Here is an 11959-nt window from a genome sequence, read left to right as displayed (position 1 = left end):
ATCGGCGCGATAGGTGGCTCTGTCGTTGATCCACTGTGTCCCCGATCCTAGTAGCATGCCCCACACCAGCCAGCCCCACGAAGACTCGAAAACCGAATCGTCACCTGCGGGCCTCGCCGCCGTCGCGCTGCCGGGAGCCCGGCCCGACGCCACGTTGCCGGCGCCAGACGTGCCTTCGGCGGACCTGCCTATCACCGACCGCACCCGCGTCACCCGTTCCCCCGAGCGCCAGCGCACCGACCGCGCCGAGCTGTACCGCATCCTGGACGACGCCCTGGTCGCCCACGTGGCGATCGTGCGCGACGGCCTGCCGCTGGTGCTGCCGATGGGTTTCGGCCGCGGCGGCGATGCCATCTATCTGCACGGCTCCACCGGCAGCGGAATCTTCCGAATGATGGCATCCGGCAGCCCGATCTCGGTCACGGTGACCCACCTCGACGGCCTCGTGTACGCCCGGTCCCTGTTCGACAGCTCGATGAACTACCGCAGTGCCGTGGTGTTCGGCACGGCCACGATCGTCGCCGACCCGGCCGAGAAGACCGAGGCGATGCGCATCGTCTCCGAACACCTGATGCCCGGCCGCACGGCCGAGGTGCGCCCGATGACAAAACGCGAACTGGCCGCCACGCTCGTGCTGCGCCTGCCGCTGGACGAGGTCAGCGTGAAGGTGCGCGCGCACGGCGCCTCCGAGGAGCCCGACGACGGCGAGGACCGCTCCGTCTGGGCCGGAGTGCTGCCGCTGCGGCCGACCGCCCTGGCGCCGGAGACCTCGCCGCTCACCGCACCGGGCACGCCGGTCTCGGCCGCGGCGACCGCGTACGCCGCCCGCATTGCTGGCGCGGCCCATGCCGCTGCCGCCCAAGCGGAGCCGGCCATGGCTGCTCGGATGCCATAGCCGGTGAGCGGCGCCGGCGGCGCGCATCCGGCTCAACTGTGCCCCGTGCGGACAAGTGTTACCGGCGCACCGGGTGCAATTGTCCGCACCGGCAACAGTTGCGCGGCGGTGTCAGCTGGCGCCCGCGCCCGGCACGCTGCGGCGCGGTCGGATTGACGCACGTCGATCCTCCCTCCATACTGACTATATCGACATCCGTCTATATCGACCAGGGATGGGACCACGTATGACCGAGAAGACAGCGACCGAGAAGTCCGCCATCACCGAGCAGGTAAGAGAGCGCTACGCCGCGCAGGCCCTGCAGGTCACCGATGTGAGCAGCAGCGGCTCCTGCTGCGGCACGCCGCTGGAGACCAGCGCCGTTTTCGGCTCGGTGCTGTACACCGGCGCGGAGTCCACCGAGGTGCCCGACGAGGCGATGCTGGCCAGCATCGGCTGTGGCAACCCGACCGCGGTGGCCGACCTGCGCGAAGGCGAGACGGTGCTCGACCTCGGCTCCGGCGGTGGCATCGACGTGCTGCTCTCCGCCCGCCGGGTGGGCCCTACGGGGTTCGCCTACGGCCTCGACATGACCGACGAGATGCTGGCCCTGGCCCGCGCGAACGCCGCCAAGGCCGGCGCCACGAACGTCGAGTTCCTCAAGGGTTTCATCGAAGAGATCCCGCTGGCGGATGCGGCGGTCAACGTGATCATCTCCAATTGTGTGATCAACCTCTCGGCCGACAAGAATGCCGTCGTGCGCGAGATGTTCCGCGTGCTCAGTCCCGGCGGCCGGCTCGGGCTCTCCGATGTGGTCGCCGAGAACCAGCTCAGCGAGAGCGAACGCATCGAGCGCGGCTCCTACGCGGGGTGCATCGCCGGGGCGCTGTCCGACGCGGAGTACCGTGTGGCGCTGGCGGCGGCGGGCTTCACCGACATCAGCGTGGACTTCACCCACGAGGTGGCCCCGCAGATGCACGGTGCCATCATCAAGGCCACCAAGCCGAGCTAGCCGGCTGCCGTCGCGCCCGGTCGTTGGTCGAGCTTATCGAGACCTGGTGAGGGGCGTGTGTGTCGTGGTTGCGTCGACAGGGTTGGCTCGCGGGGTCTCGACAGGCTCGACCGGCGGGATGGTTGCGCCCGTGTGTAGGCGCGCTCAGTCGGAGCCGGGCAGCCCCAGGAACTCGATCGCGGCATCCCGGAACGCCCGGGAGGTCGGCGCATTGAAGTGGTTGCGGCCGGGGATCTCGAAGAACGCGGCCCGCGGGGTCGCCTCGGCCAGGGCGCGGGACGCCTCCAGGATGCGGTCCTCACTGCCGGTGGCGAAGAGCACCCGCTGCTCGGGCGCATTAGCCGCGTGCGGCTGGGGGCCGTCGCGCATCCCCTCGACCAGCGCGATGAGCGCTTCGAGGTCGTTGTCGCGGATGGCGCCGGCCATCTTCAGGTAGGCGGCGGTGAGTTCATCCGTCACCGGCACGCCGTCGCGCACCAGAGCCCGCGCCTGGTCGACCCGGAACCGGGTGAGCGGGTCGCCGTCGGGGATGCCGCCGAACACGGCGCGGTCGATGCGGGTGGGCATGAAGCGGGCGGCGTGCCAGCCGACCCGGGCGCCGAGCGAGTAGCCGACGTAGTCGACCTCGTCGAGCATGAAGGTGTCGAGCACGGTGAGCACGTCGGTGACGAGCAGGTCCATCGAGTACGCGTCGGCGGAGTGCGGCTTGTCGCTCTGGCCGTGGCCGCGCTGGTCGATCGCGATCACGTGGTAGCCCTCGCGCACCAGGTCGCGGATCCAGCCGGTCGCGTGGAAGTTCGCCAGCGCGCTGGACGCGAAGCCGTGCACCGCGAGCACGGTGGGAGCGTCGGGGTCGCCGAACTCGTAGGTGGCGATCTGCACGTTGTCGGGGGCGATGACGGTGCGGGCGGGCGGGGCTGGGGGAGTATGCATCGGTTCTATTCGACCACATGGCCGGGCCCGGGTCAGCCGAGTCGGGTGTCGGCGTCACTGGTGATGCGCAGCCACCGGTACCCGTACGGGTCGAGTCGCAGCGTTACCTCGCCGTCGTCGATTGCAGTGACGCCGTTGTGCAGCATGTCCACCAGCCGGGAACCCGGAGCGACGTCGGGCAGCGTGAGGGCGAGCTCCACAGGTGCGTTCGCGAAGTTGTGCACCGCCAGCATCGAGCCGATGTCCGCCCGCACAAGGTGGGCGAACACCCGGTCGTCGCCGTGCTTGAGGATGGTCAGGTCGCCCCAGCCGATCTCGGGGGAGTTGCGGTAAGCCTGAATCAGGGTGCGCATGAAGTGCGCGAGCGAGTCCGGGTCGCGGCGTTGAGCGGCGGCGTTCACCCACTCCGGGCCGAACGCTCCGGTGACAACCGGCGTCACGAGCTGATCGGCGGGCGCTCGCGAGAACCCGGCGTTGGGCCCGTCGGTCCATTGCATCGGTGTGCGCACCGCGTACCGGTCTTTCACCGCCAGGTTCTCGCCCATGCCGATCTCCTCACCGTAGAACAGCACCGGCGCGCCCGGCAGCGAGAACATCAGGCTGTACGCCATACGGATGCGCCGCGCATCGCCGCCCAGCATCGTCGGCAGCCGGCGCCGGATTCCCCGGTCGTACAGCCGCATGTCGGGGTCGGGTGCGAACGCGTCGAACACCTCCTGCCGCTCGGCGTCGCCGAGCTTGTCGAGGGTGAGCTCGTCGTGATTGCGCACGAAATTGCCCCACTGGCAGTCGGCGGGTAGCTCCGGCCGGTCGGCCAGCGCTGTGGCCAGCGGCCGGGAGTCCTCCCGCACCATCGACAGGTAAATGCTCTGCATCACGACGAAGTCGAACTGCATCTGCAGTTCCCGCCGCTCGCCCGCACCGAAGTAGGCGAGCTGCTCCTTGTGGCTGAGATTCACCTCGCCGAGCAACATGGCCTCGCTGTTTCGCCGGGCGAGGAACCCGGAGATATCGGCGAGGTAGTCGTGCGGGTCGGGCAGCGGTTCGTCCGAGGCGTCCGCGTCGGAGTCCTCGCCGCCGGCCTCGGACTTGGCCTCGATAAGGAACGGCACCGCATCCACCCGGAAGCCGGACACGCCCAGCTCGGTCCAAAAACCCACGATGCGGGCGATCTCGTCGCGCACCGGAGGGTGCGCGATGTTGAGGTCGGGCTGGTGCTTATAGAAGTTGTGCAGGTAATACTGCTTGGTCTTCTTGTCGAACTCCCAGATGCTCTTCGCATCATTCGGGAACGCGGAGGGCTGGTCCTTGGTAGGCGGGTCGTCGCGCCACACGTAGTAATCCCGGTACGGCGACTCCGTGCTCGAGCGGGACGCGAGGAACCACGGATGCTGGTCGGACGTGTGGTTGATCACCAGGTCCATCACCACCCGGATGCCGCGGTCGCGGGCGGTGCGGATGACCTCGACGAATTCGCCGAAGTTGCCCAGCCGCGAATCGATCGCGTAGAAATCGGTGATGTCGTAGCCGTCGTCCCGGCCCGGGCTGGAGTTGAGCGGCATCAGCCACAGGCAGGTGATGCCGAGCTCGGCGAGATAGTCGATGCGCTGGGCCAGGCCGCGCATATCGCCGCAGCCGTCGTCGTTGCTGTCGAGGTAGCGTTCGACGTCGAGGCAGTAGATCACCGCGTTCTTCCACCAGCGGTCACTGGTGTCCGAGATCCTCATGCCCCGACCGCCTTCGCCGTGAGCGCACTGGTGAGTTGGGGCAGCACCCGTTCGCCGAACGCATCCAGGAATCTCTGTTGCTTCCGGCCCACGTGGTGCAGGTAGATGTCATCGAAACCCAGGCCGGCCAGCTCGGCCAGCTTGTCGGCGTGCCAACCCAGGTCGCTGTTAATCAGTACGGATGCCCGCAGATCCTCCGCGGCGACGTGCTTGGAGATCTCGTCGAAGTTCTCCGGGGTGTCGATGTCCCACGGCACGGGTGGGTCGAAGGCGTTGGTGCGCCATTGGTCGTGCGCGATGGCGAGGGCTTCTTCGTCAGTGCTCGCCCAGCTCAGGTGAATTTGCAGGGCCCGTCGGCCGGTGCCGCCGGCCTGCTCGTACGCATCCAGCACCCGCCGGAGTTTCTCGGGCGGCTGGGCCACGGTGACCAAGCCGTCGGCCCAGGAGGCCGCCCAGCCGGCGGTCTCCGCCGACACGGCCGCGGCCACCAGCGGCGGCGGGGTGTCCGGCCGGCTCCACACCCGGGCCCTGTCGACGCTGACGTGGTGATCCAGGCTGACCTCCTCGCCGTTCAGCAGAGCCCGCATAACCTTTACGCACTCCTCCAGGCGGGCATTGCGCAGGTCCTTACGCGGCCAGTGTTCGCCGGTGATGTGCTCGTTCACGTTCTCGCCCGAGCCCAGCGCTGCCCAGAACCGGCCGGGGTACATCTGGCCGAGCGTGCCGATCGCCTGCGCGATCACGGCCGGGTGATACCGCTGCCCGGGGGCGTTCACCACTCCGAACGGCAGGTCGGTCGCTTCCAGGGCTGCGCCCAACCACGACCAGGCGAAACCGGACTGGCCCTGCCGCACGCTCCACGGCGCGATGTGATCCGAGCACATCGCCGCGGTGAAGCCCACCTCCTCGGCATGTTTCACCGCGGCCAGCAGTGCGCGCGGGTCGATTTGCTCGTGGGATGCGTGAAATCCGATCACGGCCGTGCCCTTCTCTGGGGAACTGCCCGCGGCGCCGACGGCTCGGGACTGGTTGCACCATGCAAGCAGACCTCGTCGGCCGGTTCAAGCCCCCGGCTTCGTGGCCCGCCCGGAACTCACTGCCACACAGGGCGAAGTATCCCCGTCGTCGGTTGCCGGCCGAGTTGCCGCATACTGCCCCTTCCGGCCCGCTGAATGGGCACCTTCCGGCACGTCGCGGGTGCCGGTGCGAGGCGGGCGCTACAGGTGGTCGTGCTCGGCGTGCGCGCGGGGCACGACGGGCACCGCCAGTGCCGGGAAGACCGCCGCCACCGCGAACGTCAGCGGATAGCCGACCACCCCGATCAGGGCGCCCATCAGCGGTCCGACCAGGGACGCGGCGACGAACTGGCCGGTGTTCTGCACCCCGAGGGCCTTGCCCGACCAGCCCGGCCCGGCCATCTCCGCCACCGATGTGAACGCCAGCCCGTTCGGCGCCACGGTGCAGGTGGTCGCGAGCACGAACACCACGGCGGCGGCGCCCCAGTGCGCGGCATCCACCGCGGCCAGCACCAGCAGCACGCTCGCCACACTCACCGCCACCCAGCGCAGCGGTCGCACCCGGCTGCCGACCCTGTCGCTGACCACGCCGATCACGATGCGCCCGATCGCGCCCACGAACTGCGCGGCGCCCACCAGCACGCCCGCGGCGAGGGCATCCCAACCCTGGTCGCTGACCAGCCAGACCAACCCGAATGTCGAGATGGTGAACTGCGGCACCACCAGCAGAACGGATGCCGCGTGGATCCGCCAGAGGAACCCGCTGGACCGGTACGGGTTGCCGGCTCGCACGGACGGGGTGCCGGCGCGCGGGGCCGGCCGGGGCGGGTTGGCCAGGCCGATCGCGCACGCCACGGCCAGCACCGCGGTGAGCGCGAACGGCACGAACAGGGCCGCGCCCACCCCGGCATCCGCAGCGATCACCGGGATGGTCACGGCCGCGACCGTCACGCCCAGCGGCTGCGACATCTGCCGGATGCCCATGGCCAGGCCGCGCTTGTGCTTGGGGAACCAGCCCACCACGATGCGTCCGCTGGCGGAGTTGGTGCTCGCCGACGCCATGCCGCCCAGCAGCAGGAACACGCCCAGCGCGAGGTATCCGTCGGCGAGGATCGCGCCGCCGGCCGCGAGGGCGGTGAGGATCAGGCCGCCGGTGATGACCCGTTTCTCGCCGATGCGGTCGGCTAGGGCGCCCCAGAGGATGAGGGTGAGCACCATGCCGAAGGTGGGGATCGCGGCGAGCAGCCCGGCCTGGGCCAGGGAGAGGCCCCGCTCGGTGTGCAGCAGGGGGATGAGGAAGGCGGGGGCGCTGACGAAGACGGTGCCCGCCGTCTGTGCGGCAACGCCGAGGGCGAGCACGACCCAGGCGCGGGCGCTGATGGTCGGTGTCGCGGCGGTGGCGGTGGCCATGGGGTCTCCTCGGTGTTCCTGCCATTGTGCCGGATGCCGCGCTCGCCGCTCGCCGGCGCTCGCCGCTGCACCGGGCCAACTGTTGCCGAAACGGACTTCTGCACCCGGTGCGCCGGACGCAGATGTCCGCACGGGCAACAGTTGTGCGCGCCGGCGCGGGTTTGCCGCGCGGCGGGCCGGGCGCACGCTCATCCGCTGTGCGCCGCCACCCACAATGGGGGTGCCGCCGGGGCCTGTCCGGTCGCTAACCTCGAACCACCGAACGTGGTGGGTGCCCCGCCCGCACCGCTCCCTGGATGGTCTGCACGCCCCGAAGCGGCGCACATCCGTGTGGTGGTCCCGGCGCGACCGCCCCGCCCACGCGGTCTCCCTGGCGCAGCCGCGTCCGGGCGCGTCCGAAGGAGCAACGTGACCCTGCACCCACCCGCGATGCGCAACCGCATCGCTGCTCAGCTGGTCATCGAACACCTCCTGTCCCGCCAATCCGCGGTGCCGCCGCGCACCAGGGTGGCCCGACTGTTCGGCCAGTCGCCGCTCTGCCCCGAGAGCGTGAGCTGGTACCTCGGCGCGCAGGGCGAGATCACGGTCGGCAAGATGCTCGCCACCCTGCCCCCCGACTGGACTGCTTTCCACGCCGTGCCGATCGGCAAGAACGACACCGACATCGACCACATCCTGGTGGGCCCCGGCGGCATCTTCACCATCAACACCAAGCACCACTGCGGCAAACACATCTGGGTGGGCACCCGCACCGTCACCGTCTCCGGCCACAAGAAGGCCTACCTGCCCGCCGCCGAGCACGAGGCCGAACGGGTCACCACGGTGCTGCGTGAGCGGATGCCGCTGGTCGCGCCGGTGCAACCGGTGATCGCTCTCGTCGACCCCAAGCAGATCACCTTCCGCGACAAACCCGTGCAGGTGAAAGTGCTCGATGCCCGCTCCCTGCGCCGGTGGCTGCTCAAGCTGCAGCCGGTGCTCAGCGAGGACGAGATCGCCGAGGCCGTGGTGATCCTGGACAGCCCGGCCACTTGGCGCCAGCATCCGACCCCGGCCCCGGCGGATGTGATGACCCGATTCGCGGCGCTCGACGGGCAGGTGCGTCGGGCCCGGGTGCGCCGGGTGTTCTGGGCCGCCACCGGAACGACGGCGCTGTGCGCGGGCTCGGTGGGCGGAGTGCTGCTCGCGGCGCAGGCCCTGCTGGCCGGCTGAGGCGGCGCGAAACCGCGAATGCGGCGTCAGTCCGGCCGATATCGGATGGTCAGGTCGGCGTGAGCCCGGCCGCTAACGGATACTCGGCCGGCGTCAGTCCGGCTTCCGCCAGGTGCTCACGGCCGTGGCCGCGAGCACACCGACGACGTAGGCGACCAGGTCGAGGGCGTTGAACGTGGTGCCGAGCAGGTACCGCACCGGCGCGAAGAGCTCGGCGAGGCTGCTGGGCACGCCGGTGAGCTGTAAGAGCTCCACGGCCACGCAGATCAGGATCGCGACGGCCGCCACCTGCCGGCTGGGCGTACGGACCGCGATAATCGACACGATCAGGTACACCAGGACCGCATAGAGCGCGTCGCCGACGAAATCGCCGACGATGCCCTCGGTCAAGAAGTGCACGACCAAACCGGTGGGCACTATCAGCACGCCGATCGCGGCCAGCTTCAGCCGGCGGTTGCGGAAGCCCAGGTTCCGGGCACCCTGGGCGGCCTCGGAGTCGCCCATCGCCTGCGGGTGCTCGTCGTCCAGGAATTCCGGCTGCAGGTCACCCCCGTGCGACATGTGGTGCGTCCGATCCATATGCTGACCGTACCGTGTGCCGAAGCGTCGACGAAAGCAGGATGCGTTCGAATGGTTTGCGGGTGGACCGGCAGCAGCCGCACCCCTCGCCTGTGTCGGCGGCCACTGCTACCGTGCTGGCATGACCCCCACCTCTGAGTCGGGCGGCGCCGTCCCGCCCCTGATCGGCTGCGTGTTCGTGGGCACCAGCCTCGACGGCTTCATCGCCCGCGAGAACGGCGACTTCGACTGGCTCGTCGCCGCCGGGGACGCCCTGGGCGAGACCGGCTACGACGAGTTCTTCGCCAGCGTCGACGCCCTCGTCGTAGGCCGTGCCACCTTCGACACCGTGCGCGGCTTCGTCGACTGGCCCTATACCGGCAAGCGGGTGCTCGTGCTCAGCCGCACCCTGCTGCGCAGCTTCGACGCCGAGGACGAGCCGGACACCACCGCACACGCCACGCTCGACGACGTGATCGCCACCCTCGTCGCAGAGGGCCGCCGCCGGGTATACGTCGACGGTGGCCGCACCATCCAGAGCTTTCTGCGGGCCGGGCTGATCCGCGAAATCACCATCACGCGCGCCCCGGTGCTGCTCGGCACGGGCATCCCGCTGTTCGGCCCGCTCGACGGCGACGTGCACCTGCGGCACGTGGGCTCCCGCGAGCTCGGCGCGGGCTTCACCCAGTCCAGCTACGAGGTGCTGTCCAGCAGCTAGCGGATGTCTCGTCGGTCGAGCGTGTCGAGACCTGGTGACCGGATCTGCGGGCCACAGCCTCGCGTGGGGCTGTCGGCTTGTGGGGTCTCGACAAGCTCGACCAACGGGTGGGCGCCTTGAGGTTGGCTTACGGGGTCTCGACGGGCGCGACGGGCTCCACCAGCGGGGGAGTGCCGGTGCGGGCCAGCCACTCACGCAGCTCCGCCAGCGGCACAGCCGAGCAATACAGGTGCCCCTGCACCGCGTCGGTGCCGATCTGCGCCAGCAGCTCCTGCTGGTCCAACCGCTCCACACCCTCGGCGATGGTGTCGATGCCCAGCTTCGCGCTCATCTGCACGATGGCCTCCACCACCGTGCGGTCCACCGAGTTGCTCAGCGCACCGGACACAAAACTCGCGTCGAGCTTGACCACCGAGATCGGCAGCGACCGCAGCGTCGCCAGGGACGAGTACCCGGTACCGAAGTCGTCGATCGCCACGCGGATGCCGTGGGCGGCGAGGGCCTTCAGCCGGTCCACCGCCGCGATCGACTCCAGCACCACAGTCTCGGTGAGTTCGAGCACCAGACGTTGGGCGGGCAGCCCGCTGTCGGCCAGGCACCAGAGCACTGAGTCCACGAAGTGATCGCTCTCGAGCTCCCGCGCGGAGATGTTCACGTTCACCGTCATCGGCACGCCCGGCCGGACCTCCGGCCAGGTCACGGCATCCGTGCAGGAGCGCCGCAACACAAACGCGCCGATGCCCAGGATGGCACCGGAAGTTTCGGCCAGCGGGATGAAGTCGCACGGCATCAGCATGCCCCGCTCCGGATGCCGCCACCGCACGAGTGCCTCGGCTCCGGTGCAGTGCAACTCGGGCAGGGACACGATCGGCTGGTAGTGCACCTCGAGCTGGCCGCCACCGGCGGCCCGGCCCAGCTGCCGCTCGAACGACACCAACGCGGACTCATTCTGCAGAAGGCCCGGCTGGAACAGCTGTACCTGGCCCTTGCCGTGGGCCTTGGCGGCGTACATGGCCACGTCGGCCTGGTGTACGAGCTCATCGAGGTTGGCGCCGGGAGCGGCCGTGGCCACCCCCACGCTGGCGCCCACCCGGCAGGGCCGTCCGTCCACGATGATGGGCGCGGCCAGCGACCCCACCATGCGTTGCGCAATCGCCTTGGCGGCGGCAATCGTGGTGCCGGTGAGCACCACCGCGAACTCGTCTCCGCCCAGCCGGGAGCAGATGTCCTGCGGCCGAGTGCAGTTCCGCAGCCGCTCGGCCACCTCGGTGAGCACGGCGTCGCCGGCACGGTGCCCCATGTGGTCGTTGACGTCCTTGAAGTCGTCAAGGTCGAGGAACAACACGTGCAGACCCTCGGTGGTGTCGGTGCGAGCGAGGAGGGCACCGAGCTGGGAGGTGAAGGAGAGCCGGTTGTCGAGTCCGGTGAGGGTGTCGTGCTGCGCCTGCGCGGTGAGCTGATGGTGCGAGCGGCTATTGCGCAGTGCCAGGTTCACCTGGTTCACCAGGCTGCGCACCGACAGAATGGTGCCCTCGGGAATCCGCTTCGGCGCCCCGACGAGCAGCCACGCGTCCTCCTCCTGCTCGGTGAGCGACACGCACTCCCAGAGCAAAGGCAGGCCTGCCGCATCGTCGAGCGGGCCGGTACGCATGATTTGCGCGTCGCCGTCGGTCCCGATGGTCCGCAGCACGTCGCCGGGAAATGACGTTGGCGGCGGCACGATGAAGTCGCCGGTGTGGGCTCCGACCAGCAACAGCTCCTCGTGGCGCACGACCTTGACCACCCGCAACCCGGGGGTTGTGGCACCGAGCTCGCCGGCGGTGGTCCAGGAGAGAAGGCGGATGGCGTTGGCGTCGGTCATGCCGAGCAGCCTGGAGCCGGTCTCGGTGAGTGCCTTGTCGCGTTCGATGGCCCAGTCGTTGGCCTGCAGCACGGTGCGCAGCTGTTCCGCTACCAGGATGATGAGCAGCATGATGGAGATAGTGGCGGCCTGGCGAGCCATGTCGGGGGCGGTGGGGTGCCCAGGCGTCAGCGGCCAGAGCACCGTGATGGTGAGCACCGCAACCGTGTAGAGCGCGCCGCGAATCGCGGACCGCCACGACGTGCCGTAGAGGGTGCGCAGCCAGGCGGCGGCGAAAAAGACCGGGGCTGCCGCCAGAGGCACCGGCCCGGCCAGGGCGAACGCCGTGAGAGCGAGGGCATCGAGAACCTCGAGGGCGAACGGCACCCGCTGCCGCATCAGGCTGTATATCCACGAGCCGATCAGTGCAACTGTGGACACGGATGCCAGCAGCAGGTCCAGCCGGCTTGCGGTGACGTTGGGGATGATGCCGGGCAGGCTGAACACCACCGACAGTAGCGCCAACCAGGTGAAGAGCCACCGAGTGCCCTCCAGCACTCCAGCGGGTCGGTCCAGCAGCGCGGATCCGAACGTGGTCATCCTGTGACCGGCTCTGTTCAACGTGGATCGTTCCCCGACTGCGACCATCTGACTGCTTTCTT

General features: G+C 69.6%; 10 protein-coding genes. 4 read left to right on the top strand and 6 right to left on the bottom strand.

Going from position 1 to position 11959, the window contains the following annotated elements; translation table 11 throughout:
• The first annotated feature begins 55 nt into the window (after nt 1-55).
• Nucleotides 56-895: a pyridoxamine 5'-phosphate oxidase family protein gene (locus E3T22_RS03630; protein WP_198415080.1), complete on the top strand. Its 840-nt coding sequence runs from the start codon at nt 56-58 to the stop codon at nt 893-895.
• 226 nt (nt 896-1121) lie between these two features.
• On the top strand, nt 1122-1886 hold the full coding sequence (gene arsM / locus E3T22_RS03625) for an arsenite methyltransferase (protein WP_134480365.1): 765 nt from the start codon (nt 1122-1124) through the stop codon (nt 1884-1886).
• Nucleotides 1887-2030: 144 nt separating this feature from the next.
• Here the strand turns inward: arsM and E3T22_RS03620 are convergent, their stop codons facing one another.
• The 4 genes from E3T22_RS03620 to E3T22_RS03605 all read right to left on the bottom strand — a co-directional run bounded on the left by E3T22_RS03620 (nt 2031) and on the right by E3T22_RS03605 (nt 7164).
• Nucleotides 2031-2819 carry an alpha/beta fold hydrolase gene (locus E3T22_RS03620; protein WP_088456939.1) on the bottom strand — a complete coding sequence of 263 codons (789 nt, stop codon included), beginning with the start codon at nt 2817-2819 and terminating at the stop codon, nt 2031-2033.
• A gap of 32 nt (nt 2820-2851) precedes the next feature.
• Nucleotides 2852-4546: an alpha-amylase family protein gene (locus tag E3T22_RS03615; RefSeq protein ID WP_103478615.1), complete on the bottom strand. Its 1695-nt coding sequence runs from the start codon at nt 4544-4546 to the stop codon at nt 2852-2854.
• A complete protein-coding gene (locus E3T22_RS03610; protein ID WP_103461784.1) occupies nt 4543-5523 on the bottom strand; it encodes a TIGR03885 family FMN-dependent LLM class oxidoreductase in 981 nt (326 codons plus the stop codon). The genes E3T22_RS03615 and E3T22_RS03610 overlap by 4 nt, the downstream gene beginning before the upstream one ends.
• Before the next feature lie 240 nt (nt 5524-5763).
• The gene (locus E3T22_RS03605) at nt 5764-7164 is read right to left on the bottom strand and encodes an MFS transporter (protein ID WP_370291411.1); all 1401 of its coding nucleotides are present in this window, start codon (nt 7162-7164) and stop codon (nt 5764-5766) included.
• Nucleotides 7165-7380: 216 nt separating this feature from the next.
• On the opposite strand from E3T22_RS03605, the gene E3T22_RS03600 reads away from it, so the two are divergent.
• On the top strand, nt 7381-8181 hold the full coding sequence (locus tag E3T22_RS03600; RefSeq protein ID WP_133159700.1) for a nuclease-related domain-containing protein: 801 nt from the start codon (nt 7381-7383) through the stop codon (nt 8179-8181).
• Nucleotides 8182-8274: 93 nt separating this feature from the next.
• Here the strand turns inward: E3T22_RS03600 and E3T22_RS03595 are convergent, their stop codons facing one another.
• The gene (locus E3T22_RS03595; RefSeq protein WP_088456935.1) at nt 8275-8760 is read right to left on the bottom strand and encodes a DUF2809 domain-containing protein; all 486 of its coding nucleotides are present in this window, start codon (nt 8758-8760) and stop codon (nt 8275-8277) included.
• A 121-nt stretch (nt 8761-8881) separates the two neighbouring features.
• Here E3T22_RS03595 and E3T22_RS03590 point away from each other — a divergent pair, with 121 nt between their 5' ends.
• Nucleotides 8882-9457, top strand: coding sequence for a dihydrofolate reductase family protein (locus tag E3T22_RS03590; RefSeq protein ID WP_134480363.1), 576 nt, complete (start codon nt 8882-8884; stop codon nt 9455-9457).
• A 127-nt stretch (nt 9458-9584) separates the two neighbouring features.
• Here E3T22_RS03590 and E3T22_RS03585 read toward each other — a convergent pair whose 3' ends face one another.
• Nucleotides 9585-11897, bottom strand: a complete 2313-nt coding sequence (locus E3T22_RS03585; RefSeq protein WP_166789256.1) for a bifunctional diguanylate cyclase/phosphodiesterase — start codon at nt 11895-11897, stop codon at nt 9585-9587.
• Nucleotides 11898-11959: the final 62 nt, after the last annotated feature.

The sequence above is a fragment of the Cryobacterium sp. TMB3-10 genome (assembly GCF_004402305.1).
GTDB classification, from domain to species: Bacteria; Actinomycetota; Actinomycetes; order Actinomycetales; family Microbacteriaceae; genus Cryobacterium; species Cryobacterium zongtaii.
Note: the sequence above shows the minus strand (reverse complement) of the source record. Positions and strands in the feature narration are given on the sequence as shown.